The following is a 26,512-nucleotide window of genomic DNA, read 5'->3' on the forward strand; positions in this document are numbered from 1 at the left end:
CGACGGCCGCAGTCCTGTTGCCGGGGCCCGAAAAGCGCCTGGCCGAGCCGCGCACGACCCTGGCGGCGGCCGGCTTCGCCGTCACGGAGCTGCCCCTGTACCGCACGGTGGGCGTGCCGGCTTCCGATCTGCCCGAAGCGCCCCCCGCGGACGGAGACGTGGTATTCTTCTGCAGTCCTTCGGCGGTCGACGCGTTCGTCGCCGCCTACGCCGAGCGACCGGCCTGCGTGGCCATCGGCGAGACCACCGCCGTCGCCTGCCGCCGGGCCGGTCTTCAGGTCACCGTCGCGGACGAGCCGTCCCTGCAGGGGATGGCCCGGGCCTGCGGCCTGGAGCTACATGATTCACCCGATCCCCCGGAGTAAACGACATGGAACTGATCCAACGCCCGCGGCGCCTGCGCGTCTCGCCCCTGATGCGAGAGATCGTCGCCGAGACCGACATCTCGCCCCGTCACCTGATCACCCCCCACTTCGTGGTCGAGGGCGAGGGGCACGTCGACGAGATCGCCAGCATGCCGGGCGTCACACACGTGTCGGCGGACAAGCTGGTCGAGGAGATCGCCGCCGACGTGGAGCTGGGCCTGAAGAGCCACCTGCTCTTCGGCATCCCCGACGAGGCCGCCAAGGACCATACCGGATCGGCCGCCGTCGACGAGAACGGCGTGGTGGCCCGCGCCCTGCGCGCCCTGCGCGAACGCTTCGGCGACGAGGTCGTCCTGATCACCGACGTCTGCCTCTGCGCCTACACCAGCCACGGGCACTGCGGCTTCCTCGAGGACGGCGTGGTGGTCAACGACACCTCGGTTGCGCAGCTCGCGCGGATGGCCCTGACACACGCCCGGGCCGGCGCCGACATGGTCAGCCCCAGCGACATGATGGACGGCCGCGTGGGCGCCATCCGCGACCTGCTGGACGATGAGGGCTTCGTCAACACCGCGATCCTGGCCTACTCGGCCAAGTTCGCCAGCGCCTATTACGGTCCCTTCCGCGACGCCTGCGACAGCGCGCCCCAGGGCGACCGCAAGACCTACCAGATGGACTTCCGCAACGGCCGCGAGGCCCTGCTCGAGTGCATCCTCGACATGCAGGAGGGCGCCGACATGGTCATGGTCAAGCCGGCCCTGGCCTACCTGGACGTGGTGCGCGGCGTACGCGCCGAGGCCCTCTGCCCGGTGGTCTGCTACAACGTCAGCGGCGAGTACTCCATGGTGAAGGCCGCCGCGGCCGCCGGCTACTGCGACGAGCGGGCCATCGTCACCGAAAACCTGCTGGCGATGAGGCGCGCGGGCGCAGACCTGATCATCACCTACCACGGCCGCGACGCCCTGAGGGGGGGCTGGATCCGATGAGCAACGCCTCCTGGTGGACGCGCGCCCGGGCCGCCCTGCCCGGCGGCGTGAACTCGCCGGTGCGGGCCTTCAAGTCGGTGCCGGGCGACCCGGTCTTCTTCCGCAGCGCCCGGGGCGCGCGCTTCACCGACGAGGACGGCCGCGAATACGTCGACTACTGCCAGAGCTGGGGGCCGCTGATCCTGGGCCACGCCGACCCCGAGGTGCAGGAGGCCATCGAGGAGGCGGTCCGCGAGGGCTGCAGCTTCGGCGCGCCGAGCCGCCGCGAGGTGCTGCTGGCCGAGGCCTTCCTCGAGCGCGTGGGCGTCTTCGACCGCGTGCGTTTCGTCAGCTCGGGCACCGAAGCAGTGATGAGCGCCGTCCGCCTGGCGCGGGGGGCGACCGGGCGCGACCTGATCCTGAAATTCGAGGGCTGCTACCACGGCCACGCCGACCACCTGCTGGTCAGCGCCGGCAGCGGCCTGGCCACCTTCGGCACGCCCAGCAGCGGCGGCGTGCCCGCCGATTCAACCCGCCACACCGCGGTGCTGCCCCTGGCCGACGAGGACGCCCTGCGCGCCTTCTTCGTCGAGCATGGCGACCGGCTGGCCGCCCTGATCATCGAGCCGATACCGGCCAACGCCGGACTGCTGGTCCAGACGCGCGCGTTCCTGCGACTCTGCCGCGACCTGACCGCCGCGCACGGGGCGCTGCTGATCTTCGACGAGGTCATCACAGGTTTCCGGGTGGCGCGCGGCGGTGCGCGGGAACTGTTCGGCATCACGCCGGATCTGGCCACCTACGGCAAGATCATCGGCGGCGGCATGCCCGTGGGCGCCTACGCGTCGAGCGCCGCGATCATGGCGCACGTCTCGCCGGACGGCCCCGTCTACCAGGCCGGGACGCTGAGCGGCAACCCGGTGGCCATGGCCGCCGGTCTGGCCACCCTGGAGAAGACCGGCCGCCCCGGTTTCTACGAGGGACTGGAGCGCAAGACCGCCCGACTCGCCGAGGGGGTGCGGGACGCGGCGGCGAAGGCGGGCGTCACGGCCTCGGTCGTGCGGGTCGGCTCGCTGTTCTGGACGGTGTTCCAGGATCCCGCGCCGGTACGTTTCGACCGGGTCGACGGCGACATGGGCCGCTACGGCGCGATGCACCGCGCCCTGCTGGAGCGGGGCGTCTACCTGGCGCCGTCCGGCTGGGAGGTCGGCTTCGTGTCGGCGGCCCACACCGACGCCGACCTCGACCGGACCCTCGAGGCCGTCGAGGACGTCCTCGCGGGGCTCTGAGCGGCGAGAAAGCAATCTCGAAATCATGCAACGATATGACGATCCCGTGACACAAGGACGGGGCCGATGCACTACCTTTGACCTCGTGATTGGACGCAACCAGCGGCAAGAGGAGAGCGGATGAACACGACCACAGGGTCGCCCTACCTGGCAGCGCTGCGGGGAGAACCCGCCGCGCGCCGTCCCATCTGGATCATGCGCCAGGCGGGGCGCTACCTGCCGGAATACCGGGCGCTGCGCGAGAAAACCCCGTTCATCGACCTCTGCCGGACGCCCGAGCTGGCCTGCGAGGTGACCCTGCAGCCCATCCGGCGCTTCGGTTTCGACGCGGCCATCCTCTTCAGCGACATCCTGATCCCCCTGGCGCCGATGGGTGCCCCCTTCGTCTTCGACGAGAGCGGTCCGCAGATGGAGCGGCCGGTGCGCGACGAGGCGGACGTGCGCGCGCTGCGCGTGGTCGATTCGCGGGAGGGCGCGGGTTTCGTCGCCGAGGCGATCGGACTCATCAAGGGCGAGCTGGGCGGCCGCACGCCTCTGATCGGCTTCGCGGGGGCGCCGCTGACCCTCGCCTCGTACATGATCGAAGGCGGCGGCTCCAGGGATTTCCGGCACCTGAAGACCATGCTCTACACGCGGCCCGACCTGCTGCGCGAACTGCTGGACAAGCTGGCCGACCAGGTCCTCGACTACCTGCGCATGCAGGTGGACGCCGGCGTCGACGCCGTGCAGCTCTTCGACACCTGGGGCGGCATCCTGCACCCGCAGGACTACGCGGCGGTGGCGTTGCCCGGCCTCCGCAAGATCATCGACGGTCTCGCGGGCACCGTCCCCCGCGTCTACTTCCTCAAGGGCTCGGCGCCGTTGCTCGATCTGGTCGGGACCCTGCCGTGCGAGGCCTTCGGACTGGACTGGACCCTCGACCTCGCGGAGGCCGCCGGCCGGCTGGGCCGTCCGGTGCAGGGCAACCTGGACCCCCTGGTGCTGCTCGGCGCGCACGAGGAGATCCGCCGCCGCGCCCTCGAGATCTGCCGCCGCGGCGATACGGCGCCGGGGCACGTCTTCAACCTCGGTCACGGCATCCTGCCGCAGACGCCGGTCGCGGCCGTCGAGGTCCTGGTCGAGACGGTCCAGGGTCATCGCGAGGGGAACTGAGATGACCGTGCACGTCACCCGCGAGCTGCTGGCCAGACACGACGTCCCCGGCCCGCGCTACACCAGCTACCCGACCGTGCCGGTCTGGAGCCGCGACTTCGACGAGAGCGACTACCGCGACGCGCTGCGCGAGCTGGCCGGGCGCCCCCAAGACGAGCTGTCGATCTACCTGCACCTGCCCTTCTGCGCCAAGCATTGCCATTACTGCGGCTGCAACGCCGTCATGACGCGCGAGAAGAACGCGGTCGACGCGTATCTCGACCGCGTGGAGCGGGAGATCGACGCCGTGGTCGACATCATCGGGCGCGGCCGGCGCACCGTGCAGATCCACTGGGGCGGCGGCACGCCCAACTATCTCAAGCCGCACCAGGTGGAACGCGCCCTGGGTCTGTTGCGCGACCGCTTCGACGTGGCGCCGGACGCGGAGGTCTCCCTGGAGATCGACCCGCGCATCGGCTCGCCGGAGCAGGCGCGGCACCTGCAGTCGGTCGGCTTCAACCGCATCAGCCTAGGCGTCCAGGACTTCGAACCGGACGTGCAGAAGGCCATCGGCCGCCTCCAGTCGCGCGAGCGCACCCTGCGCGTCTACCACGGTTGCCGCGAGGCCGGTTTCGAGGGCGTCAACGTGGACCTGGTCTACGGACTGCCCGGCCAGACGCGCGACAGCTTCGCCGACACCCTGCGCGAGGTCGTCGCCCTGGCGCCCGATCGCGCGGCCTGCTTCAGCTACGCCCACGTGCCGTGGGTCAGGCCCGACCAGGGGAAGGTCGATACCACGCGCATGCCCGAAGGCTACGAGAAGTTCGAGCTCTTCCGGCTGGCCATCGACGTGTTCGACCGGGCCGGCTACGACTGGATCGGCATCGACCATTTCGCGAAGCGCGGCGACGAGCTGGCCGTCGCCCGGCGCGAGCGGCGCCTGCATCGCAATTTCATGGGCTACACGACCCGTCCCGCGCCGCAGATGCTGGCCTTCGGCATGAGCGGCATCGGCGAGGTCTGCGGCCGGTTCGTGCAGAACGATTCCGGGCTGGAGAGCTGGAGCGCGTCGATCGACGCCGGCCGCCTGCCGGTGGTGCGCGGCCACGTCCTGACCGGGGACGATCGCCTGCGCCGCCTGACCATCTTGAACCTGATGTGCAACAACGAGTTGCCTTACGCCTTGACCGTGCCCGAGTTCGGCGCGCCCGCGAACGAGCTGCTCGCCGGCAGCCTCGAGTCCATCAAGCCCTACGCGGACGAGGGCTTCGTCGCCTTCGCCGAAGACCGTCTGCTGATCACGGACCTGGGCCGCCATTTCGTGCGCAACGTGTGCATGGAGCTGGACGCCTACCTCGACCACGACAGCAGCAAGCCGTTGTTCAGCAGGACCGTCTGACCGGAACGACCATGCAGGTGCCCAGCTACAGACAGGACAGGCTCGATCCCGCGCGACCCGCGGGACTGATCCTGTGCGGCATGGGCGGGCCCGACGGTCCCGACGACGTGCGGCCCTTCCTGCGCAACCTGTTCGCCGATCCGCGCATCCTCCCGGTCCCGCGCCTGGTGGCGCCGCTGATCGCGCGGCTCATCGCCCGCCGGCGCGCTCCCGCGGTCAAGGCGCGCTACGCCATGATCGGCCAGGGCGGCGGCTCGCCCCAGCTGACGACCACCTCGAGGCAGGCCGAGCTGCTCACCGCATCGGCCGCCGCGCGCGGCGTCACGTGGCTCCCCGCCGCCGCCATGCGCTACTGGCACCCCTTCCCGGACGAGACGGTGGCCGGACTGCGCGCGCGCGGCGCGGCCCAGTACCTCCTGATTCCCATGTATCCCCAGTACGCCGACGCCACCAGCGGCAGCACCCTCGGTTTCGTGCTCGCGTCGCTCGCGCGCTTGCACCCCGAAGCTTCCGTGCACGTGCTGCCCGACTGGGCGGTCCTGCCGGGGCTGGTGGCGAGCCTGTCCGCGGCGGCGACGTCGGCCCTGCGCGTCTGGCTCGAAGAGGACGCCGACCCCGCCGAGTGCGCCCTGCTCTTCGTCGCCCATTCGCTTCCCGAGAGGTTCATCGCGGCCGGCGATCCCTATCTCGAGCGGACCCGCGCCACCGTCGCCGCGGTGCACGCCGACCTGCGCGCGCGAATGGCCGGCCACGACGACTGGCTGGACCGCGTGCCCGGCGGCGGCGAGCCCCTGCTGGCCTTCCAGAGCCGCGTGGGGCCGATCAAGTGGCTCGGGCCGGACGTTCCCGCCGAGACGCGTCGCCTCGCCGGGGCCGGGTGCCGCCGCCTGCACGTCCAGCCCGTGAGCTTCACCTGCGAACACATCGAGACCCTGCACGAACTCGACATCGCGCTGCGCGCCGACGCGCTGGCCGGCGGCGTGATCCACTTCTCCCGCGGCGCCGCCCTGAACCTGGACGACACCTGGCTCGCCTCTCTCGCGGCGCACCTGCTGCACAGGGCCTACCGGGAGGAGGCGCCCGCCCATGCCTGACGCCCGCGCAACCGGAACCGCCCGCGTGGCGGTGATCGGCGGCGGCGTGGCCGGACTGGCCACAGCCCTGCACATCCTGGACGGGGCCCGCGACCGCGGCCTGGACCTCGGCGTGACCGTCTTCGAGGCCGGCGCCGAACCGGGCGGCAACCTGCGCACCACCGACCGGGACGGCTGGCGTCTCGAATGGGGTCCCAACGGCTTCCTCGACAACGAGCCCGCCACCTTGCGCCTGGTGGACCGCCTCGGCCTCGGCGACGAATTGCTGCGCAGCTCCGACGCCGCCCGCCGGCGCTTCCTGCTGCTGCGGGGACGCCTGTGCGAGATCCCCGCCTCGCCGCCCGCCTTCCTCCGGTCCCGCCTGTTCGGCTGGGGCGCGAAGCTGCGGATCCTGGGCGAGCTGTTCGTGCCGCCGCGGCGCGATCTGGGCCGGGCCGACGTCGCGCCGTCCACCGACGAGACGGTCTACGATTTCGGCCGCCGGCGCCTGGGCCGCGCGTTCGCCGAGACGATGCTCGATCCCATGGTCAAGGGCGTCTTCGGCGGCGATGCGCGCGAGCTCAGCCTGGCCGCGGCCTTCCCGCGCATGGTGGAGCTGGAGCGCGACCACGGCGGGCTCTTCAAGGCCCTGTTCAAGCTGTCGCGCCGCAAGGGCGGCAGGGCCGACGCAGGGCCGGGCGGCACCCTCCACTCCTTCCGCGGCGGCATGGCGGCCCTGCCCGCGGCGCTCGCTGCGGCCCTGCAGGACGATACCCGCGCCGACCTGAGGCGCGAGGCGCCGGTCGCATCGGTCGCCTTGCGCGACGGCGTCTGGAGTGTTTACGTCGATGGCACCGAGCACGGACCCTTCGCGGTCGTGGTCGACGCCGCGCCGGCGCATGCGGCCGCCGGACAGCTGCGGGGTCTCGACGCCGCGCTGGGCGACGAGCTGGCAGCGATCCCCTACGTGCCGATGGCCGTGATCGCCCTGGGCTTCGCGCGTGCCGACGTCGCCCACGACCTGGACGGCTTCGGCATGCTGATCCCGACCAGCGAGAGACGGCGCCTGCTCGGCGCCCTGTGGACCAGCAGCGTGTTCGCGGACCGGGCGCCCGCCGGTCGGGTGCTGATCAGGGCCATGGCCGGCGGCCCGCGCGACCGCGATGTGCTAGAATCGAGCGACGACGAGCTGCGCGACGCCGCCCTCGCGGAGCTGCGCGGTCTGTTCGGCCTGCGCGGCGCGCCGGAGCTGGCCGCCGTCTTCCGCCACGAGCGCGCCATCGCCCAGTACGTGCCCGGCCATCTGGCGCGCCTGCGGGCGATCGAATCCCGGCTGGCGGCATGCCCCGGCCTGCTGCTCACGGGCAGCTCGTACCGGGGGATCTCGGTGAACGCCTGCGCCAAGGACGCCGAGAAGACCGCCGCACGAGCCCTGGCCAGTCTGGAACGTCCGGAAGGAGGACGCTGAGGTGCACGAGATCATCGCAGCCGCGAACGTGCTGCTGCCCCTGCTCTACCTGGTCACCTGGGGCGCCTATCTCTGGCTGTTCCTGACGAATCGCGACGCCCTCCGCCTGTGGAGCCGCCGCCTGCTCGACTTCACGGTCCTCGTGCACGTCGCCACCGTGGTGCTGCGGACGGTCGCCCAGGGGCGTCTGCCCATGTCCACCACCCTGGAGTTCCTGTCCCTGCTGGCGCTCGCGTTGATGATGATCTACGCGGTGATCGAGCACCGCCTGGACGTGCGGCAGACCGGTTTCCTTGTCACGGGCCTGGCGCTGATCATGCAGGTCTGCGCCAGCGCGATCGCCAACGGCGGCCAGATCACCGACCCCCTGCTGGAGGACCCCGGTTACGCCGGGCACGCCTTGCTGGTGGTGCTGGCGTACGCGGCCCTGAGCCTCAGCTTCCTCTATGCGATCCTGTACCTGCTGCAGATCCGGCAGCTGTCCCGCAAGCAGTTCGGCCTGTTCTTCCGGCGGATGCCGCCCCTGGAGACCCTGGAGCGCATGAGCGTGGGCGCGGCCAAGCTGGGCGTGCCGCTGCTCTTCGGATCGCTATGCCTCGGTCATCTGTGGCTCTACAGCCTGGCGGACAGGGTCGATCCGCAGACCGCCGCGACCCTCACGCCCTTCGATCCCAAGATCCTGGCCTCGTGGGTCATCTTCCTGGGCTACGCGGCGGGGCTCGTCGGCCACCGCTGGTGGGGCTGGCGGGGACGGCGCATGAACGTGCTGGCCATCGCCGCCTATCTGGTGGTGATCGCGACCATGAGCGTGATCGACTACATCTTCCCCAGCTTCCACGACTTCACGCAGGGAGGCGGCGTATGATCGAACACGTCGCCAAGCTGTTCATGCGCGGCGTCGACCACCACCTGGCGCCGACCGAGGTGCGCGAGACGGCCCACCTGGACAACGCCGCGGCCGGCGCGTTCATGGACGCTCTCGCGGCCGAGCCGGGCTTCGTCTCCGCCGTGCCGGTCAGCACCTGCAACCGGACCGAACTGTATCTCGAGGTCGGCGCGTCCTTCCGCGCCGACGAGTCCCTGTCGCGCGCCCTGGCGACGGCCGGCCTCGACCCCGCCGTGTTCTTCGGCCCCCACGCGCGCAGCCTCGAGGGCCGCGACGCGGTGGAGCACCTCTACCGCCTGTCGTCGGGCCTGGAGAGCATGATGATCGGCGAGCCCCAGATCACCGGCCAGCTCAAGGACGCCTACCGTTTCGCCCGCGAGCGCCACGAACTGGGACCTGTCGTCATGCGCGCCTTCCAGGGCGCCTTCCGGGCGGGCAAGCGCGTGCGCACCGAGACCAAGATCGGGACCGGCGCGGTGAGCGTGGCCTTCGCCGCCGTGGAGCTGGCGCGCAAGTTCTTCGCCGACCTCTCGCGCCACCGCGCCCTGCTGGTCGGCGCCGGCGAGACCGGCGCCCTGGCGTCGCGCCACTTCCTGCAGGCCGGCATCGGCGGCCTGACGGTGATCAACCGCAGTCCCGGGCGGTCCCGCAGCCTGGCCGACGACCTGAACCAGGGCAAGGGGGAGCTGGTGCGCGCGAGCCCCTGGGAGGAGCTGGGCGAGGCGCTGGCCGCCGCCGACGTGGTGCTCGCGACGACCGGCAGCACCGAACCGGTCATCGACGCGGCCATGGTCCGCGCAGCGGCGCGCGCCCGTCGCGGCAAGCCGCTGTTCCTGCTGGACATCGCCGTGCCCCGCGACATCCATCCCGACGCCGCCGGCGTCGACGGCGCGTTCCTGTTCGGCCTGGACGACCTCGATCAGATCGTGCGCGCCAACCTGACCGCGCGGCGCAAGCACGTGCCCGCCGCCGAGGCCATCATCGAGCGCGAGCTGGACGAGTTCCACGGCTGGCTCGCGGACGTGGACCTGCGCCCCACCGTCGCCGAGTTCCGCGCGTATCTCGAGCAGCTCAAGGAGAAGCAGGTGGGTTACGTCCGCAAGCAGGAGTCCGCCGCCGTGGCCGCGGCCGTGGAGCGGAGCCTGCAGCAGTTCATCAAGAAGGTGCTGGGGCGGTCCGTGTCGACCATCAGGAACTCCGAGAACGAGGAGGAGCGGCTGCGGCACCTGGCGACGCTGCGGGAGATCTTCTCGCCGGGGGAGCAGGATCGGCCGTGAACCGGCGCCACTCACTCCATTTCAATCCGGATTACAAAGTACAGAGTTGATTCCCCGAGCCTCGACAGTCTGCGACCATGATCCGCCTTCAGCAAACAATAACGGGTGGACTGGCCTACCGTATCATGGATGCCAATCCCCCGGGTCCACCTGTGTATTTCCGTGCATGTCTTGATCCTTGTTGGCCCATCCGGCGCAGGGTAGAATGGCAAGGTCGAGGAAGCCATCGACCGGCGCGTGTTATGCCCCTACGGAATCCCCACGACGTGACGAGGCTCAGATGACACATGCAGACGGCAGGAAACACCGCTTGCGCTGGCTGCCTCCGGCAGTCATGGCGGTCGCGGCCCTGGTCATCGGCTACTGCGGGTTCCGGATCCAGAGCCATGCGCTGGGATCACCGATGTCGTGGCGGGACATCATATACCGCGTAGTGCAACTATTCTTTCTGAACGCGGGCGACTTGAGGCCACCGCTGCCCTGGCAGCTCGACCTGGCCCGCTTCCTCGCGCCCGCCGTGTCGGCATACGCCGCCTTCCTGGCGGTGTTGATGGTGTTCCGGGACCGGCTGCTGCAGACTCGGCTGGTCCGGTACCGCGACCACGTGGTTGTCTGCGGATTGGGCGCGAAGGGCCTGCACCTGGCCGAACGGATCCAAGCCTCGGGCCGCAAGGTGGTGGTCATCGAGAGCGACCCCGATAACGGGAACCTGTCGGTCTGCCGCAGCCGGGGCATGGTCGTGCTGCTGGGCAACGCCGCCGACGCAGGCCTGCTTCACCGGGCGAGGGTCGAGCGAGCCTCCCACCTCTTCGCCTTCTGCGGGGAGGACGAGCGGAACGCCGACATCGCCGTCATCGCCGAACGCGTCGCGGAGGGCCGGAAGAAGAGTGCTTTGACCTGTGTCGTGCACATCCGGGATATCCGGCTCTGCAGGCACCTGCGCGAGAAGGAACTGATCGCCCGTCTGTCGAGCCGCTTCAAGATCGAGTACATCAACGTCTACGAGACCGGCGCCCGCATCGTGCTGGAAGCCCATCCGGCCTTCGACAAGGACGAATCACGGACAGACAGCCCCCCGCACGTCCTGATCGCGGGTCTGGGTCTTTTGGGCGAGAATCTCGTGATGCGCATCATCGGAGACTGGCGACACTCGCGACGCGACGGCAGGATCAGGATCACCGTCGTGGACGGCAGGGCTACGGCGTGGCGGTTGTCCCTCCTGAAGCGCTATCCGCAGCTCGGACGTTATTGCCGCATCGAGACCGTGCCGGCCGCAGGCGGCGGGGCGGGATTCGGCATCGACTTCGGGATCATGGATGCGGATCTGTCGGACGTGAGCGCGGCCTACGTCTGCCAGGACGACTCGTCGGACGGCGTCTCGACAGCCATCGCTCTGCACCGACACCTGCGCGAACGGGGTCGCCGCGTTCCCATCATCGTGCCCATGCGCGAGGACGGCGGGCTCACCCGTCTGCTGCCCGGCCCCGGCGACGACGAAGGTTCGTTCGGCAACATCACGGCCTTCGGTCTCTTCGCCCGGTGCCTCACCGCCGATCTGCTCGACAACGACATGTTCGTGGTGATCGCGCGGGCCATCCACGAGGAATACAGGGGCCACCGGGCCATGACGGGCAACGTGGACCTGACCGACCCCTCCATGAAGCCGTGGTCGGCTCTGAACGCGAAGCTGCGCAAGTCAAACATCGACCAGACCGTACACATCTCCGAGCGGCTGCGGACCTTCGGCTACGACATCGTGCCCCTGTCCGACTGGGAAGCGGAGTACCGCACGTTCCCCGGCGACGACGTCGAGGGCATGGCCGAGATGGAGCACGAGCGCTGGGTACGGGACAAGACCGCGGACGGATTCACCTACGCGCCGGGTCTCAAGACCGACAAGACCAACCCCTGCCTCGTGCCGTGGGCCGACTTGCCGGAAGAGGAACGGGACAAGGACCGGCAAGCCGTGTGCGCCGCGCCGCGGGTGCTGGCCAGGGCTGGATTTCAGGTGGTGCGGATCGGGGAAGGCGCCGGACGATGACGACAGGAGTGGCCGAGTGACCGAGGAGACGGCTTACCGCTACCGGGCCTTCATCAGCTACAGCGGCAAGGTCGAGGCCCCGCTGGCTGCATCACTGTACCCGACCACGAGCATCACGCCACACACCTCGACCCAGCAATACGCCTCTTCGCACCATGTGAATACTCACCACCACCCCAATGAACGCCACGACAAGGATGATGCAAACTCGCTCAACCGATCGCCAGGTAGCCGAAAGTGAAACCAGCCACTTAAGCCGACCGATCAGCACCGACGTCATAAATCCAAGAAACAGCAGATACCCCACACGCCAAGCGATCAGGATGGCCCGCAGTCGCCACGTCGCCCCCACCGGGGCCAACTCTTCCAGAACACGTGCCCCCAGCAGATCGCACAGCAGCCAATACCCGTCCGTACGCAAGAACGGCAACAGGCTCCAGACAACCGCGGCAAGTACGCCCCACGACGCCACCGACAGCGTCGGCACGCCCAGGACGACCCCGCCAAGAGCCAACCCCCCGCCCGCTGCCAGGTGCCAGGCGACGCCGGCCGCGTCCACCCGCACGCGCTCCCGGCGCGGCAGCAGGGCGACAGCGGTCACGTCGCAGTACAGGGCGGGAAAGACGAACAGCATGCCGATGCCGACGCCCCCCGGCCGGCCGCCGCCCCGCACGAGGGCCGCGGCATGGCCCAGTTCGTGGACGAGGCCCGCCGAGACCAGGCACAGGACCAGCCCGGGCCAGTCGAAGTCTCTGCCGGGCGGCATGCCCGTCAACGCCGCTGCCAGATAGCCGACACCGCCGATCGACGCCGACAGGGCCAAGCCGCGCCAGGACACAAGCGCCGTGAGCGCCCGGGCCGCCCGCTCCACCAGCCGGGTCGGCACCAGGGGCAGCTTGAGCCAGAGCGTGCGACCGCCGGCGGGACCCGGGCGCCCCTGGTCGGCCGCCAGCGCCTCCTCCAGGCCGGGAGCGTCCTCGCCTTCGCGCAGCCGCCGTCCCAGCGCAGCCGGAATCGCATAGCAGCGTCCATCATGCCGCAACAACCACCGCTCGCCAGGCTGTGGAATCACCTCCCGCGACGATATCACACCGTCACCTTCAACTCCGCCAATCCCAGCAGATACAACCGCCGCCCGTGAAACCCCACCCACTTGCGCCCGCAGGCGTCGCACAGATCGGCCAGTGTCGGCTCCAGCCCGCGCAGGAGGTCCAGGGCCACCTCGGTGAGGCCCTCGGCGCCGTAGAAGGCGTCGTGGTCGAGATCGACCAGGATGTCCGGGTCCCAGACCTCCACGCGAGCCGAGAGCGACAGACGGGATTGTTGCGGCCTGCGCACCAGGCAGTCGAGGAATTCCGCGTTGCGCCGTGCGTGCTCGCGGGGATCGCTGACCGCCAGGTTCTCGGTGGCGAAGCAGTCGCTGGACGCGGCGAGCATGCCCCAGTAGGACCATTGCTCGGGCGTGCGGATGACCTGCGCGAAGAGCCAGTCGTACAGGTCGCGGGTCACCTCGCCCGCAATGGCGGGGTCCGGCCAGGGACCCAGCCGCGACACGTGCCAGTCGATGGTGCCGTCGTCCTGCCAGCGCGCGGCGACGGCGTGCACGGAACAGCCGGTGCGGGCGATCAGGCGGCCCAGTCCGGTGCGCAGGCGAATCGTCCGGCCGGGCAACCGGTACGGCATGCCCTTGTCGCGCGTGGCCTCCGTGCCCCCCGCGCCCCGGTTCCCGTCCAGGTACGCCACGACCGGACGACCCTCCCGCAACGCCTTCAGCACTTTTTTGACGAACAGCGGCTTGTCCACCACGATCCAGTCGATCTCGCCGGGCAGGTCCAGCATCCGGCGCTGCTGCTCGGCCCGGGGCCGGATCGCCGCGTGGGCTTCGGCGTCGAGCAGGACCGCCGGACGCTCGCCCGCCATCACCAGCAGGGCCGGCGTCAGTGTGTAGGGCCCCATGTGCAGGGTGACCACCAGGCCGCCGCGCAGTCCGGGATGGGCTGCCAGCACCGCCTCCGCGTCGCCGAGCAGGTGCGGCACGTCGCCCTCTCCCCCCGCGAGCACGCGATGCTGGAGCTCCGCGATCTCGCGGCGGCGTGCCCGCAGCGATGCGAGCGTCGTGGCGGTTGCGCCGGGCGCCAGGGCGCGCAGATTCCACAGGGCCCAGCTCTCCCGCCCGGCGGGCGCGGGCGCGGACGCCCGTCGCCCGCGCCCCCACCGCTTCATCAGGACGATCCCGGCAGATCGATCGGCACCAACTTGCAGACGCATCTGCAGCAGCAGCCGTCGTCGGGATCCTCCGGCGCCGGCTCGTCCCCCGCCAGCAGGGGACTGATCTCCAGGCGCTCGGTCACTTCCTCGATGCCGAGCCTCGCCAGGGTCCGCGACACGTTCACGTCGCTCCGGTTTCTCATGCGCACCTCCCTTGTGCTTTGCCAACCGTGCCGTCCATCGGCGCTGTGGGACAGCAACTCGCGGACCCCGCGGGCGCGCAGCACGGGAACCCGATCCTCGGGCGCTCATGCGGCGGAATGTCCGCGAGCGCCGTGCGGCGCGGTCGACCACGGCCAGCGGCATCACCGCGGGCGCCGTCAACCCTGGATGACGTAAGAGCGGCGGGTTGCTATATTCACGCCGTGCGCGGCGGCGAATCGAACCCTGGATCGGACCGACCATGAAGTGGCATCACCGGCTGGGACTTCTCTACGGCATCCTCGTGACGCTGATCCTGGCGATGGGCGCCTGGTGGATGTACTACATCAACCGCGAGGGGCAGAACTTCGAGCGCTACCAGATGCAGCGCTACGCCAACGACCGCCTGCACGCCGCCTTCCTGCTGCGTCTCGATCCCGAGGCGGCGCACGATCCAGCGGCCGTCCTGGGTCCCGACTACCCCCACCTGCACTTCCAGCGGACCGCCTCTGGCTGGGACGTGCACGTGGACGCCGCCGCGCTCGACGCCGTGCGCGACGAGGCGCGACGCCGCAAGCGCATGTTCCTGACCGAGGGGGTGTTTTTCCTGGCGCTGCTGATCGCCGGCAACACGATCCTCTCGCTGGCCTTCCGGCGCGAGCGCGAGTTCAAGCGGGCGCGGGAGCTGTTCCTGGCGGGCGCCACCCACGAACTCAAGACGCCCCTGTCCTGCATCCGTCTCTTCACCGAAACGCTGGAGAGACCCGACCTGGACGACGAGGCGCGCCGGCGGATCCACGCCTCCCTGCTGCAGGACATCGAGCGTCTCGAGGACATGATGGAGCAGGTGCTGTCGGTCAGCCGCGACGAGCACGGCCGGCGCCGGAGCCCCGAACCGCTCGACCTGGCCGACGAGACGCGCGACCTGCTCGCCGCGATGCAGGCCTTCCTGGACGGCAACGGCGCCGTCGTCGCGACCGAACTGCCGGCGGGGCGCCTGATCCTCGGTGACCGCCAGGCGTTGCGCGTGGCGCTGCGCAATCTCGTGCAGAACGCGGTCCACCATTGCCGCCCCCCGGCCGAGATCACGGTCGCGCTCGCGCGGCGGGAGGGGGCGCACCTGCTGTCGGTGAGCGACCGCGGCCCCGGCATCCCCCGGCGCGACCACCGGAAGATCTTCGACAGCTTCTACCGTTCGCGCACCGACGACGACGGCGAGCGGGTGCGCGGTTCCGGACTGGGTCTCTACCTGGCCAGGCGCAACGCGGAGGCCCTCGGCGGCGAGGTGGAGCTGCGGAGCGAGGAGGGACGCGGCGCGACCTTCACCCTGGTCCTGCCCGCACACGCCGAGGAGCAGGCATGAAGAAACGGATCCTGGTCGTCGAGGACGACGCCCATCTCGCGGACGGTCTGCGGATCAACCTCGAGCTGGAGGGCTACGAACCGGTGCTGGCCAACTCCGCCGAGGAGGGCCTCGGCTACTGGCGGCGCGGCGGCATCGACCTGATCCTGCTGGACGTGATGCTGCCCGGCATGGACGGCTTCGCGTTCTGCCGCCGCATCCGCGAGGCGGGCGACCGCGTGCCGGTGCTGTTTTTGACCGCGCGCGGGCGCGACGACGACCGCATCCAGGGACTCGAGACCGGCGGCGACGACTACATCAGCAAGCCCTTCAACCTGCGCGAGCTGCTGGCGCGCATCAAGGGCATCTTCCGGCGCGAGGAATGGCGCAGCGAGACGCCGGCGCCGCGCTCGCTGGCGATCGGCGACAGCATCGTGGATCTGGCCGGCCTGACGGTGGAGAATCCCCGCGGTTCGTTCACGCTGAAGGAGAAGGAGGCGATGATCCTGCGCGTGCTCTTCGAGAAGGCCGGCGAGGCGGTGCCGCGGCGCACCATCCTCGACCGGGTCTGGGGCTACGACGCCTATCCCACCACCCGGACGGTGGACAACTTCATCCTGAACCTGCGCAAGATCGTCGAAAAGGATCCCGCCAGGCCACGGCACATCAAGACGGTGCACGGAGTGGGATACCGTCTGTTGACCTGAGCCGGATCAACGCGTGAGGGTGAGCTTGAAGGTCCGCGGCTCGCCGTCGACGACCAGGCGCAGCAGGTAGCGGCCCGAGGCGGCGTGGCGTCCCGAGGAGTCGCGGCCGTCCCAGACGAGCCGCTGGGGGCCCGCGGGCAGCGCGGCATCGATCAGGGTTTCGACGCGTCGCCCGGCCAGATCGTAGACGACCGCGCGCACCTGCGCGTCGCGGGGCAGGGCGAAGCGGACCGCGGTCAGGGGATTGAAGGGATTCGGACCGACTATCGGTTGCAGCGGATCATCGGCGACGGTGTAGGGGGGCAGCCACATGGGGCCGATCCAGACCGAGGGCACGCCGCCCATCATCATCTCCAGCCAGTAGGACGTCCCCCGGCTGGGCGCGTGCTGGTCGATCCAGACGTACTCGCTGAAGCCCGCCAGCGCGAGCACCGTCAAGCGCACGCGGTCGCTCTCGTTGCTGCCGCGCCAGACGTGGAAGCCCGCCGCGGGGTTCAGGCTGCCCTCGCCCCAGCTCAGGATGGCCGTGCTGCCCTCCCGGACGACCGACAGCGCGGGAACCAGCGTCTGCACGCCGCTGCCGGGCCTGATGCCGGCGACCATGCGCTCCGCCGCGGGGTTGGCCGAGGTTTCGATCGCGTCCAGGCTGTACCAATTGTCGCCGTCGCCGCCCCAGCCGTAATTCAGGTGGATCTGCTGCATGTCCACGGCCTCGCGCCAGCCGTCGCAGACCATGGAGTGGATGGTGCTGGCGTAGAGGATGGGGCGGCCGCCGTCGATCTCGCCCTTGATCAGCCCGAACCAGGCCGCGTCGGTGTAGCGGAAGCGCGGATACTCCCTGGCGCCGTACTCGAAATCGAAGTAGTTGATCAGGGCGGAGGTGGCGCGCGACAGGGAGGCGGAAGATCCGCAGACGCTGAAATCGGTCCGTATCGCGGCGGCCACGTTGAAGCACAGCTGGGAGACGGCCGCCTGTTGCGCGGCGGGGGTCTCCCAGTTCATGGTATCCGGCATCAGGGCCCAGTTGTACGGCACCATGAAGTTGGCGTAGATGGTCAGCCCATCCATGACGTCGCCGCAATGGGTGTCTCCGGCCCACCAGTACGAGATGCTGCCCTGGCCGCGCCGGGGCCACTCGTGGAAGCGAATCAGCTGGGCCAGGGCCAGGCCGGTGCAGCCCACGAAGGTGCGATACTCTTCGCCCATGGGGCAGGCGAGGTTGAAAGGCCACCCCTGCTCCCAGTGCGTCTCCAGCATCGGACCGGTGCTCTCCCACTCGGGGTCCTCGTCGTCGAGCCAGGTCTCGAAGTCCGCAGGCGGCAGGGAGAGGTAGGCCCAGGCCGGATGTGCGCCCGGGTCGCCGCCCCCGCCCTTCGCGTCTGCCGAGGGCCCGGACAGGCCCGTCATCCTGTCGCCGAGCGTTTCCTGGAGCAGATCGAAGAAGCCGCCGTTCTCGCGGCTCGGCAAGTGCGTCGTCTCGCTGTAGGCGGTCACCGGGGACAGCTCCCTGCGGGCCGGCACCACCACGTAACCGCTGGGGACGATCCTGTACAGATAGGCGAGCGTCTCGCCGTCGAGCAGGAAGGGATCCTCCGTCTGCACCGTCGCCGTCTTGGACATCCCCCAGCCGCCCTGCTGATGGATCACGTAGCGCACCCAGTTGCGGGCCACCGCAGCGGAGACGTCTTCGTCGACCGGCAGGGCAATACAAACGGCCGCGCATGACAACGCGGCGGGGAGAAGGAGCAGACGCGCGAGCAGACGGGCGATCATGTCTACCTGTGTCGCGAACGGAAAATGACCGTATCGCGCCGATGTCACGACCGCACAGGGTAGCGGGAACCCGGATTCCGCATCGTTGTCAGCCAAGACGCAGGCCGCAGCGGACGGTTTCCGGCACTCCGACGGTCCTGTGGATCATAGCATGTCCTGTGGCGTATTTGTCAAGAAATTCGGCGCGTCGGCATCACTTTAATCTGGCCCCCGCGCGTTCCCCGCCGGGAAGCGCGGCAAACGGACGTCCCTCGCGGCCGGCCGGCGGCGTACGGAGCAAAGGACCGCACCCCTGCGGCCGGGTCGCGCTTGATCGCCGACCCGTATGCGTGTACGGTTCGCAGGTGGCTAAAACCGTGATCTGGAGGCCATCATGTACTGTCCCCGCTGCGGAGCGGAGTACGTCGACGGCGTGACCGAATGCGCCGACTGCGGCGTGGCGCTGCAGGTCGATCCCGCGCCGCCGCCCGACCTGTCGGGCGAGCTGAACCTGGTGTCGGTGCTCGAGACCGGCGACGCGATCCGCACCGCCCTGGTCAAGTCCCTGCTGGAGGAGGCACAGATCCCCTATCTCGCGCGCAACGACCAGCTACAGGACCTGTTCGGGTTCGGGCGCCTGGTGCCCGTCAATCCCATCAGCGGTCCGGTGATCTTCCTGGTGCCGGACGAATACGCCGACGAGGCCCGCGACATGCTGGCCCAGCTCGACGACCCTGACGACTGAGCACTCCGGAGAGAGACGCCATGCCCGACCGCATCTCCACCAGAAGAAGAACCGGCGGCGGCAAACGCCGGCGGGTGTGCCTGCCGTCGATCTTCTTCGCCGCCTGCACCCTCCTGTTCCTGGGCATCTGGAGGGGGGGCGAGCACGAGGAGGCGGAAAGGCTGCGGCTTGAAACGGAGGTCACCGCCCGGCAGATCGCCTTGCGGCTGGAGACCTGGATAGACCTGCGCGTGAACGTCATAGACCAGCTGGCCGAGATCGACTACCCGGCCATGACGGATCTCGCAGTCGATTTCGGCAGAACCGCCAGCCGCTACTTCGACCTGTTCCCCGGTTTCCAGGCCATCAACTACATCAATCCGGACTGGGTCATCGAGATCATCTATCCGGAGGACACCAACCGGCCGGCCCTCGGCAAGGATCTCCACGACCACCCGAACGCCAGCGTCCCGGGCGTCATACAGCGCGCCCTGACGACCGGCGCCATCACCCGCACTCCCGTGGTCGACCTGCTCCAGGGCGGCAAGGGGCTGGCGACCTATCGTCCCATCCGCGCCGCGGACGGGACGCTGCTCGGCCTCATAAACGGCGTCTTCAGGGTTGATACCCTCGTGGACACGTGCCTGTGGGAGGACAGCCTGCGGGAGCATTTCGTGTTCAACCTGCACGAGGACTCCGGAGTCGCCGCCTACTGCCACGGCCTGGACACCCACCAGGAGGGGGTGCCCTTCGGGACGAGCATTCCCGTAAGGGTCGTAGACAGTCCCTGGCACCTGGAGATCGCCCCCTCGGCGAGCCATCTTTCGCAGTCCAGGACCGAGGCCGACGAGGTGATGTTCGTCGCCGGGATCGTCCTGGCCGGCTGGCTGGCGCTGCTGCTGCGCGCCTATCTGCGGCGCCAGGACGCCCTGCGCGAGAGCCAGGAGAAGTATCGCCTGCTCGTGGAGAACCAGGCCGATCTGCTGGTCAAGGTGGACACCCGGGGACGCTTCATCTTCGTCAGTCCGTCGTATTGCCGGACCTTCGACAAGACAGAGGAGGAGCTGCTGGGCCAGGAGTTCATGCCCCTGGTCCACGAGGACGACCGCGAACCGACGGCCCAGGCCATGGAGAACCTCTACCGCCCTCCGCACACCTGCTACGTCGAGCAGAGGGCCCTGACCAGGAACGGCTGGTGCTGGCTCTCCTGGTCGGACACCGCCATCCTGGACGAGAACGGCGAAGTCGTCGAGATCGTCGGCGTGGGTCGCGACATCACCCAGCGCAAGGATCTGGAGGAACAGCTCTTCCATTCGCAGAAGATGCAGGCAATCGGCCATCTCGCCGGCGGCATCGCCCACGACTTCAACAACATCCTGCTGGCCATGATCGGGTACCTGCGCTTCGCCCTGGACAAGCTGGACGCCGACGATCCCGTGCGGGCGGACCTGCTCCAGATCCAGAAAGGCACCCAGCAGGCCCATTCCCTGACCAAGCAGCTGCTGGCCTTCAGCCGGCAGCAGGTCCTGCGTCCGGCGAACATGGACGTGAACGTCGCCGTCGAGGACATGCTCAAGCTGCTGCACCGGGTCATCGGCGAGGACATCACGCTGGAGTTCAAGCCCGGCTACGAGATCGGCGTGATCCACGCGGACCAGGGCCAGATCGAGCAGGTGTTGCTCAACCTGTGCATCAACGCCCGGGACGCCATCGAGGGCCAGGGACGCATCACAATTCGCACCGCCAACGCCGATCTCGACGAGGAATTCTGCCGGATCAACACCTGGGCCGAGCCGGGCGGCTACATCACGCTGTCGGTGACGGACGACGGGATGGGCATGGACCCGGAGACGCAGACCAGGATCTTCGATCCCTTCTTCACCACCAAGCAGCTGGGACACGGTACGGGACTGGGGCTGGCGTCGGTCTACGGCGTGGTGCACCAGCACGAGGGCATGATCCGCGTGGAGAGCGAGCCCGGCGCCGGTTCGACCTTCACCGTCTACATCCCGCGCGTGAGGGGCGACGTGGAGGCGAGACCCGGCGGCGATGCGGCCGGACTCGCTGGCGAGAACAGGACCATCCTGGTGGCCGAGGACAACGAGATGGTGCGCGCCATGACCACCCGCATCCTGAAGAGTGCCGGCTACGAGGTCCTGGCCGTCGCGGACGGAGCCGAGGGCCTGGAGGTCCTGCTGAAACACGCCGACGAGCTCGACCTGGCGCTGCTCGACGTGGTGATGCCGGGGATGAGCGGCCACGAGCTCCGCGACAGGCTGCGCGCGCTGCGGCCCGATCTGCCCGTGCTCTTCACCAGCGGCTACGATCCCCAGACCGTCGACTCGCACCTGGAGCCGGGCAACGGCGACGACCTGCTGTCGAAGCCCTACGAGCCCGAAGCGCTGCTGGAACGACTCCGCGAGATGCTCAAGGACTGAGACGGGAACGGCCAGGAGACCGTGTCCGTGACCACGATGCGGACACGACTGGTTGCCGTCGATTCTCATGATGGTTTCCCGCTGCCGATGCAGGAACTCATGTTGCACTAAGGAGATCTACCCGAAAGCCGCGATCGCCTCGTCCACCGAATCGTAATGTCCGATCAGGTCCCACAGGCAGACGACCTCCAGCATCATCCGGATCCGGTCGGACGCGCCGGTCAGGGCGAGGGCGCCGCCGGCGTTGTGGAGCGAGGTGTAGCAGGCGGCGATCACGCCGACGCCGGTGCTGTTCATCTTGTCGAGGTCCGACAGGTCGACCACCACGTTGCGGTGGCCGGCGTGCACCTCGTCGCGGACGGCTTCCAGAAATTCGAAGCACAGCGGGGATCCGTGGAGATAGCCGGAGAGGCGGAACACCAACACACTGGGAGCGTCGTGTTCGATACGTTCGTAGCTCAGTGCATGCCGCTTGTTCATGGCCGGACTCCCTCGCTGGTGAACGCGTTCCGGACCTCCACGCGATCGCCGCGAGGGACGGAACATCATGGGCGATCAGGGTAGCATCCGGGAACGATCGGATCAACAACCCGCCAACGCCGACTCGACCCGGTCCATCATCGCCGTCAGGTCGAATTCCGCGCGGATGCTCTCAGCCGCGGCGGCGCCCAGGCCGCGGCGCAGGTCTTCGTCGTCGAGCAGGCGCGCCATGGCCCCGGCGAGGGCGGCGGGATCGCCCACCGGCACCAGCAGGCCGTTCACGCCGTCCGCGATCAGCTCGGGGATGCCGTCCACGGGCGTGCCGATCGCCGGGACGCCCAGGGCCATGGCTTCGAGCAGCGCGTTGGGAAAACCCTCCTCGCGGCTGGGCAGCACCACGACATCGGACACCGCGAGCAGCGACGGCACGTCGTCGCGGAAGCCGAGCCAGCGCACCGTCCCGTCGTCGAGTCCGAGCGCGGCGGTCAGGGCCCGCAAGCGCGCTTCCTCGGCCGGCGGCCCGGTGCCGGCGATCAAGAAGACGGCACCGCCGCGGCGCCGGAGGGCGATCGCCCGCAGGAAGGTCTCCTGATCCTTGCGGGGGCCCACCTCCCCGACCATGGACACCACCCGTGCGCCGGCGGGCAGGCCCAGTCCCGCGCGCGCTCCTTCCGGGTCGGCCGTGCGGCGCAGGGCGGCGGGATCGACGCCGTTGGGGATGACGCTCACCTTCCCGCGATCGAACCAGGGCGCGCCGGCGCAGACCTTCTCCACCAGGGCCAGGCAATTGACGATCAGTCGATCCACCAGATGCGTGTAGACGAGACGGAAGTGCCAGTTGTCCTTGATGGGATCGGGACTGCCGCGGCGGACGACCAGGCGGAAACCGCCGCGGCCGAGCTGGGAGAGACCCACCAGGCGGATCTCGCGGGCCTGGTTGGCCACCGCCACGCGGATCCTCTCGCGGCGCAACAGGCGTCCGAGCGACCAGAGGGTGCGCGGATCCAGGATGCCGGCCATGGTCACGCCGCGCGCGTCGAGGCCCGCCTCCCAGGCGCGCCGCACGATCTCGCCGCCGGGCTGTCCGACCACCAGCACGCGGTGGCCGCGCGCCGCCATGGCGCGGGCCGCCTCCAGGAACCACTTCTCGCCGCCGCCCCAGGTGGGCAAGGAAGTGACGAACGCGATCGACAGCTTTTCCATGAGGGCTATTGAGCCCGATCGGCGGCGGGTCGTCAACAAGAAGGCGGAGCCCCGGAAGAGGACTCCGCCCATATCACTGACATTCTGGCGCCACTTACCTCGGTATGGCGATCAACGGCGTCTGATCTCCGCGCTGTATCTTCAACAGCACCGGACGATCCTTGTCCTTCTCGATCAGACGCCGGTAGTCGTCCAGGCTGCTGACGCGCTCGCGCGCGATCTCCACGATCACGTCGCCCTCGCGCAGCCCTCGGTGCCAGGCGTTGCTCGTGCGTTCGACTTCGGTAACGACCACGCCCTCGAGTCCGTCGCCCACGGCGAGCTGCTGGCGCATGCGGCCCGACAGCTCGCGGACGGTGACCCCCTCGAGCCCGTTGTCGAACGCCTCGCTCTCCTCGGTGCCGCGCGCGATGGTCAGGTTCTCCGGCATCTCGCCCAGCTCCACCTCGATGCGCCGCTCCTTGCCGTCGCGCAGGACCCGCAGATCGACCTTGGCGCCCACGCCGGCCAGGCTGATGGTGTTGCGCAGGCGGCTGATGGAGTTGACCTACTTGCCGTCCACCGCGAGGATCACGTCGCCCTCCTTGATGCCGGCCTTCTCGGCGGGCGTGCCCGGGTTGATCTCGGACATCAGCACGCCGCGGGGACGATCCATGCCCAGCGCGTCGGCCATGGTCTGGTCCACCGCGCCGGTGACCACGCCCAGCCAGGCGCGCTTGACCCGTCCGTCCGCGATCAGCATGCCCATGATCCGTTCGGCCATGCTGCTGGGGATGGCGAAGCCCACCCCCTGCGACCCGCCGCTGCGGCTGAGGATGGCCGTGTTGATGCCCACGAGCTCGCCGGCCATGTTGACCAGAGCGCCGCCGGAGTTGCCGGGATTGATGGCCGCGTCGGTCTGGATGAAATCCTCGTACTGCATCAGCCCGATGCTGCGGCCCAGCGCGCTGACGATGCCGAGGGTGACCGTCTGGCCGACGCCGAAGGGATTGCCGATGGCCATCACCTGGTCGCCGATGCGCAGTGCCCGCGAATCGCCGAGCCGCAACACGGGCAGGGGCTCGTCGGCCTTCACCTTGATCAGCGCCACGTCGGTCTGCTCGTCCTGGCCGACGATCTCCGCCTCGTATTCCTTGCTGCCGTTGAGCAGGACGCGGATCTTGCTGGCCCTCTCGATGACGTGGTTGCTGGTGAGGATGTAGCCGTCCTTGCTGACGATGACCCCGGATCCGAGGGACCGCTCCACGCGTTCGCGGTTCTGATCCTCCGGTTCGCCGAAAAAGCGGCGGAAGAGGGGATCTTCGAGCATCGGATGCCAGTTGGGCATCTCCACGACCTTGTCCGTGGAGATGTTGACCACGCCCGACATGGCCGCCTCGGCCACGTCGGCGTAGCTGCGCGGCTCGCCGCCGGGGGCGGCGTGGGCGGACGTCACGGCCAGGGCGGGCACCGACGACTCGTCGCCGCCCGTGGCCGCGAGTCCCAGCAGGAAGCCGGCGACCAGCAAGAGGGCGCCGAAGGGCCATATCCAACGGCTGATCTTCATCCTGTTCTTCATGTCGAAACACCTCTCGTGTATCGTGATCAGGGGTTTGTGTGCGGGCGGTTCAACGCGGGCCCCGACGATTGGTTCCCGGCTCCGGGCGCCCCGACCATGATAAGCACGGGGCCCCGCTCGAGCGAGCGGGACCCCGTGAAAAAGCGATGATGCCGGCCGGGCTAACCGTCGTCGCCGATGGCCTCGACCGGGCACTCCTCCAGGGCTTCCTGGCAGAGCTCCTCTTCCTCGGCGTTCTCGGGCTGCTTGTAGACGTAGCTGTAGCCGTCGTCCTCGTTGCGCTCGAAGTTGTCGGGTGCGGTCTGGCGACAGAGATCGCAGTCTATGCAGTTCGAATCGACGAACCACGGGCCATCGACGTTATCCGCGACCTTGTCGGTTGAATCGGCCATGCCGTCTCCTCCTGGGGCAGAATCAGCTCGGGTGCCTGCACGGCGTCCGGCGCGCCGCGGCCCAACACACAGTTACTTATATCAGTTTGCGGAACTGTCAAGTCCAATGTGAGGCGCCGATCCCCGTTCAGTGGATGTAGCCCAGGGATTCGAGCTGGCGCCGGGTCGCCTCGTCGATCTCGACCGGCTCGGCTTCGTCCGCCGCGGCCGGCACCACGGACGCGCGGATGATCGCGACCAGGGCTTCCACGACACCGGGGCGCGCCGCGGACAGATCTCGCGTCTGGGCGGGATCGCGCGGGATGTCGTGCAGCGCGGCGACGCCGCGGCCGTCGATGGTCAGACGCAGATCTCCCACCCGGACCGTTGCCTGGGCGCGGTCCAGGCGCGAGAGGTCGGCCCCGGGATTGAGCCCCGCCAGCATGCCCAGCAGCCCGGGCGACGGTCCGGCGTATTCCGAGACCAGCGGCCTGTCGGACGCCGACGGCGGTGCGAACCAGGAACGGCTGAAGCGCGAGCCGGCCACCGGCGCCATCCCGGCCAGATCGAGCACCGTGGCGTACAGGTCGGTCAAGAGGACGGGATCGGACCGCTCCCCCCCGGGCGCCGCGCCCGGATCGAACCGCCCCCGCCAGGCGTCGGGAACGTACACGACGAGGGGGACGGCAAGCAGGGTCTCGTGGACCGAGTACTGGTGGTCCATCAGGCCGTGATCGCCGAGATTCTCGCCGTGATCCGAGGTGACGATGACGATGGTGTCGTCGTCCAGGCCGTGGGCCGCGAGCCGGTCCAGGACCTCTCCCATGAGCCTGTCCGCCGACCAGACGTCCCCGGCGTAGAGCCGGCAGACGCGGTTCCAGTCCACGCCGGCGGGTGGGTGCAGACCCGCGTTGAACTGGTGGGCCCACATGATCGAGACGGCGTCGGTCGGGGGCAGGTCCAGCAGCGCCCGCGTACGGTAGGCCCGGGGCGGGTCGTAGGCCAGGTGCGGCTCCATGAAGTTGGCGAAGAGCAGGAAGGGCTTGCCGCCGTCGCGCTCCTCCAGCCAGCCGGCGATGTTCCGCACGGTCTCGCCGCCGCCCTGGTCGCCGCTGCGGCTGCGCAGCTCGAACATGCCGCCGATCGCGGCTTCCCGCCGCAGCGAGAAGCCGCGCAGCAGACCGGTCGTCCTGTCCGCGAGCCAGGGATTGCTGTAGAACGCCGCCGTCTGGTAGCCGTCGTCCCGGAGGATCCCGGCGAAGGTGGCCAGGCCCGCGTCCAGGCGCGGATGCAGGGTGGTGCAGAGGTGATCGCCGGGCAGCTTGCCCGTGAACATCGAGGCGTGCGAGGGCACCGTCCACGGCGCGGCGGCATAGGCTCCCGTGAAGGTCACACCGTCGCGCGACAGACCGGCCAGCCGCGGCGTGAGATCCGCGACCCGCAGGGGGGCGGGCGTGGCGTCGGTGGGCGAGCCGGCCGCGTCGCGCCGCAACGTGTCCAGCACCAGCACGACGATGTTGGGGCGGCGCTCCTCGCGCGCACAACCGGCGCACGACAGCGCCAGCAGGAGACACGACGACGCCAGCAGGCTGCCGCACCAGAAACGTCGTCTCCCCGCCATCGGGCTCCGCCTT

24 protein-coding genes are annotated in these 26,512 nt (G+C 69.5%); 14 read left to right on the forward strand and 10 right to left on the reverse strand.

All coding sequences use genetic code 11. The features are described 5' to 3' along the window. From KJ554_07360 to KJ554_07405, 10 genes are all read left to right on the forward strand, one after another. Positions 1-365 (forward strand): uroporphyrinogen-III synthase (locus tag KJ554_07360; protein MBU0742145.1); only part of this gene is annotated, 365 nt, incomplete at its 5' end. A 5-nt stretch (positions 366-370) separates the two neighbouring features. Beyond that, positions 371-1,351: a porphobilinogen synthase gene (gene hemB, locus KJ554_07365; GenBank protein MBU0742146.1), complete on the forward strand. Its 981-nt coding sequence runs from the start codon at positions 371-373 to the stop codon at positions 1,349-1,351. Next, positions 1,348-2,619: a glutamate-1-semialdehyde 2,1-aminomutase gene (gene hemL / locus KJ554_07370; protein ID MBU0742147.1), complete on the forward strand. Its 1,272-nt coding sequence runs from the start codon at positions 1,348-1,350 to the stop codon at positions 2,617-2,619. The genes hemB and hemL overlap by 4 nt, the downstream gene beginning before the upstream one ends. Before the next feature lie 120 nt (positions 2,620-2,739). Beyond that, positions 2,740-3,771 (forward strand): uroporphyrinogen decarboxylase, encoded by a 1,032-nt coding sequence (gene hemE, locus KJ554_07375; GenBank protein ID MBU0742148.1) that lies wholly within the window; start codon positions 2,740-2,742, stop codon positions 3,769-3,771. A 1-nt stretch (position 3,772) separates the two neighbouring features. Continuing rightward, entirely contained in the window at positions 3,773-5,149 is a 1,377-nt protein-coding gene (hemN, locus tag KJ554_07380) for an oxygen-independent coproporphyrinogen III oxidase (protein ID MBU0742149.1), read from the forward strand. 17 nt (positions 5,150-5,166) lie between these two features. Continuing rightward, on the forward strand, positions 5,167-6,243 hold the full coding sequence (gene hemH / locus KJ554_07385; protein MBU0742150.1) for a ferrochelatase: 1,077 nt from the start codon (positions 5,167-5,169) through the stop codon (positions 6,241-6,243). Further along, entirely contained in the window at positions 6,236-7,690 is a 1,455-nt protein-coding gene (hemG, locus tag KJ554_07390) for a protoporphyrinogen oxidase (protein ID MBU0742151.1), read from the forward strand. The genes hemH and hemG overlap by 8 nt, the downstream gene beginning before the upstream one ends. Before the next feature lies 1 nt (position 7,691). Continuing rightward, a complete protein-coding gene (locus KJ554_07395) occupies positions 7,692-8,555 on the forward strand; it encodes a cytochrome c biogenesis protein (GenBank protein MBU0742152.1) in 864 nt (287 codons plus the stop codon). Then, the gene (gene hemA / locus KJ554_07400; GenBank protein MBU0742153.1) at positions 8,552-9,853 is read left to right on the forward strand and encodes a glutamyl-tRNA reductase; all 1,302 of its coding nucleotides are present in this window, start codon (positions 8,552-8,554) and stop codon (positions 9,851-9,853) included. Before KJ554_07395 ends, hemA begins: the two co-directional genes overlap by 4 nt. A gap of 280 nt (positions 9,854-10,133) precedes the next feature. Beyond that, positions 10,134-11,894, forward strand: a complete 1,761-nt coding sequence (locus tag KJ554_07405; protein ID MBU0742154.1) for an NAD-binding protein — start codon at positions 10,134-10,136, stop codon at positions 11,892-11,894. A gap of 91 nt (positions 11,895-11,985) precedes the next feature. Here the strand turns inward: KJ554_07405 and KJ554_07410 are convergent, their stop codons facing one another. The 3 genes from KJ554_07410 to KJ554_07420 are packed head-to-tail and all read right to left on the reverse strand — an operon-like array spanning position 11,986 to position 14,305. After that, positions 11,986-12,939: a hypothetical protein gene (locus KJ554_07410; GenBank protein MBU0742155.1), complete on the reverse strand. Its 954-nt coding sequence runs from the start codon at positions 12,937-12,939 to the stop codon at positions 11,986-11,988. A gap of 41 nt (positions 12,940-12,980) precedes the next feature. Further along, positions 12,981-14,117, reverse strand: a complete 1,137-nt coding sequence (locus tag KJ554_07415; protein ID MBU0742156.1) for a hypothetical protein — start codon at positions 14,115-14,117, stop codon at positions 12,981-12,983. After that, positions 14,117-14,305: a hypothetical protein gene (locus KJ554_07420; GenBank protein ID MBU0742157.1), complete on the reverse strand. Its 189-nt coding sequence runs from the start codon at positions 14,303-14,305 to the stop codon at positions 14,117-14,119. Before KJ554_07420 ends, KJ554_07415 begins: the two co-directional genes overlap by 1 nt. 260 nt (positions 14,306-14,565) lie before the next feature. Between KJ554_07420 and KJ554_07425 the strand changes: the two genes are divergently transcribed. Next, positions 14,566-15,666, forward strand: a complete 1,101-nt coding sequence (locus KJ554_07425) for a HAMP domain-containing histidine kinase (GenBank protein ID MBU0742158.1) — start codon at positions 14,566-14,568, stop codon at positions 15,664-15,666. Then, a complete protein-coding gene (locus KJ554_07430; protein ID MBU0742159.1) occupies positions 15,663-16,352 on the forward strand; it encodes a response regulator transcription factor in 690 nt (229 codons plus the stop codon). The genes KJ554_07425 and KJ554_07430 overlap by 4 nt, the downstream gene beginning before the upstream one ends. Before the next feature lie 6 nt (positions 16,353-16,358). On the opposite strand, the gene KJ554_07435 is transcribed toward KJ554_07430, so the two are convergent. After that, positions 16,359-18,125 (reverse strand): C10 family peptidase, encoded by a 1,767-nt coding sequence (locus KJ554_07435; GenBank protein ID MBU0742160.1) that lies wholly within the window; start codon positions 18,123-18,125, stop codon positions 16,359-16,361. 373 nt (positions 18,126-18,498) lie between these two features. Between KJ554_07435 and KJ554_07440 the strand changes: the two genes are divergently transcribed. Both KJ554_07440 and KJ554_07445 read left to right on the forward strand, forming a co-directional pair. Beyond that, positions 18,499-18,849, forward strand: coding sequence for a DUF2007 domain-containing protein (locus tag KJ554_07440; protein MBU0742161.1), 351 nt, complete (start codon positions 18,499-18,501; stop codon positions 18,847-18,849). Positions 18,850-18,869: 20 nt separating this feature from the next. Next, positions 18,870-21,266 (forward strand): PAS domain S-box protein, encoded by a 2,397-nt coding sequence (locus tag KJ554_07445; GenBank protein MBU0742162.1) that lies wholly within the window; start codon positions 18,870-18,872, stop codon positions 21,264-21,266. Positions 21,267-21,383: 117 nt separating this feature from the next. On the opposite strand, the gene KJ554_07450 is transcribed toward KJ554_07445, so the two are convergent. The 6 genes from KJ554_07450 to KJ554_07475 all read right to left on the reverse strand — a co-directional run bounded on the left by KJ554_07450 (position 21,384) and on the right by KJ554_07475 (position 26,499). Then, positions 21,384-21,746 (reverse strand): STAS domain-containing protein, encoded by a 363-nt coding sequence (locus KJ554_07450; GenBank protein ID MBU0742163.1) that lies wholly within the window; start codon positions 21,744-21,746, stop codon positions 21,384-21,386. Between the two features lie 102 nt (positions 21,747-21,848). Next, entirely contained in the window at positions 21,849-22,949 is a 1,101-nt protein-coding gene (locus KJ554_07455; protein MBU0742164.1) for a glycosyltransferase, read from the reverse strand. 94 nt (positions 22,950-23,043) lie between these two features. Then, positions 23,044-23,451 carry a PDZ domain-containing protein gene (locus KJ554_07460; GenBank protein ID MBU0742165.1) on the reverse strand — a complete coding sequence of 136 codons (408 nt, stop codon included), beginning with the start codon at positions 23,449-23,451 and terminating at the stop codon, positions 23,044-23,046. A 45-nt stretch (positions 23,452-23,496) separates the two neighbouring features. After that, positions 23,497-24,507: a trypsin-like peptidase domain-containing protein gene (locus KJ554_07465; protein MBU0742166.1), complete on the reverse strand. Its 1,011-nt coding sequence runs from the start codon at positions 24,505-24,507 to the stop codon at positions 23,497-23,499. A 161-nt stretch (positions 24,508-24,668) separates the two neighbouring features. Further along, the gene (locus tag KJ554_07470; protein MBU0742167.1) at positions 24,669-24,899 is read right to left on the reverse strand and encodes a ferredoxin; all 231 of its coding nucleotides are present in this window, start codon (positions 24,897-24,899) and stop codon (positions 24,669-24,671) included. 127 nt (positions 24,900-25,026) lie between these two features. Continuing rightward, positions 25,027-26,499 carry a sulfatase gene (locus KJ554_07475; GenBank protein ID MBU0742168.1) on the reverse strand — a complete coding sequence of 491 codons (1,473 nt, stop codon included), beginning with the start codon at positions 26,497-26,499 and terminating at the stop codon, positions 25,027-25,029. Positions 26,500-26,512: the final 13 nt, after the last annotated feature.

Source organism: bacterium (assembly GCA_018814885.1).
GTDB lineage: Bacteria > Krumholzibacteriota > Krumholzibacteriia > LZORAL124-64-63 > LZORAL124-64-63 > JAHIYU01.

What these genes read in the sequence shown, in the direction of transcription:
- hemB (MBU0742146.1), top strand. Translation starts at nt 371, where the DNA reads ATGGAACTGATCCAACGCCCGCGGCGCCTGCGCGTCTCGCCCCTGATG.
- hemL (MBU0742147.1), top strand. Translation starts at nt 1,348, where the DNA reads ATGAGCAACGCCTCCTGGTGGACGCGCGCCCGGGCCGCCCTGCCCGGC.
- hemE (MBU0742148.1), top strand. Translation starts at nt 2,740, where the DNA reads ATGAACACGACCACAGGGTCGCCCTACCTGGCAGCGCTGCGGGGAGAA.
- hemN (MBU0742149.1), top strand. Translation starts at nt 3,773, where the DNA reads ATGACCGTGCACGTCACCCGCGAGCTGCTGGCCAGACACGACGTCCCC.
- hemG (MBU0742151.1), top strand. Translation starts at nt 6,236, where the DNA reads ATGCCTGACGCCCGCGCAACCGGAACCGCCCGCGTGGCGGTGATCGGC.
- hemA (MBU0742153.1), top strand. Translation starts at nt 8,552, where the DNA reads ATGATCGAACACGTCGCCAAGCTGTTCATGCGCGGCGTCGACCACCAC.
- KJ554_07405 (MBU0742154.1), top strand. Translation starts at nt 10,134, where the DNA reads ATGACACATGCAGACGGCAGGAAACACCGCTTGCGCTGGCTGCCTCCG.
- KJ554_07415 (MBU0742156.1), bottom strand. Translation starts at nt 14,117, where the DNA reads ATGAAGCGGTGGGGGCGCGGGCGACGGGCGTCCGCGCCCGCGCCCGCC.
- KJ554_07420 (MBU0742157.1), bottom strand. Translation starts at nt 14,305, where the DNA reads ATGAGAAACCGGAGCGACGTGAACGTGTCGCGGACCCTGGCGAGGCTC.
- KJ554_07425 (MBU0742158.1), top strand. Translation starts at nt 14,566, where the DNA reads ATGAAGTGGCATCACCGGCTGGGACTTCTCTACGGCATCCTCGTGACG.
- KJ554_07430 (MBU0742159.1), top strand. Translation starts at nt 15,663, where the DNA reads ATGAAGAAACGGATCCTGGTCGTCGAGGACGACGCCCATCTCGCGGAC.
- KJ554_07435 (MBU0742160.1), bottom strand. Translation starts at nt 18,125, where the DNA reads ATGATCGCCCGTCTGCTCGCGCGTCTGCTCCTTCTCCCCGCCGCGTTG.
- KJ554_07440 (MBU0742161.1), top strand. Translation starts at nt 18,499, where the DNA reads ATGTACTGTCCCCGCTGCGGAGCGGAGTACGTCGACGGCGTGACCGAA.
- KJ554_07445 (MBU0742162.1), top strand. Translation starts at nt 18,870, where the DNA reads ATGCCCGACCGCATCTCCACCAGAAGAAGAACCGGCGGCGGCAAACGC.
- KJ554_07450 (MBU0742163.1), bottom strand. Translation starts at nt 21,746, where the DNA reads ATGAACAAGCGGCATGCACTGAGCTACGAACGTATCGAACACGACGCT.
- KJ554_07455 (MBU0742164.1), bottom strand. Translation starts at nt 22,949, where the DNA reads ATGGAAAAGCTGTCGATCGCGTTCGTCACTTCCTTGCCCACCTGGGGC.
- KJ554_07465 (MBU0742166.1), bottom strand. Translation starts at nt 24,507, where the DNA reads ATGAAGAACAGGATGAAGATCAGCCGTTGGATATGGCCCTTCGGCGCC.
- KJ554_07470 (MBU0742167.1), bottom strand. Translation starts at nt 24,899, where the DNA reads ATGGCCGATTCAACCGACAAGGTCGCGGATAACGTCGATGGCCCGTGG.
- KJ554_07475 (MBU0742168.1), bottom strand. Translation starts at nt 26,499, where the DNA reads ATGGCGGGGAGACGACGTTTCTGGTGCGGCAGCCTGCTGGCGTCGTCG.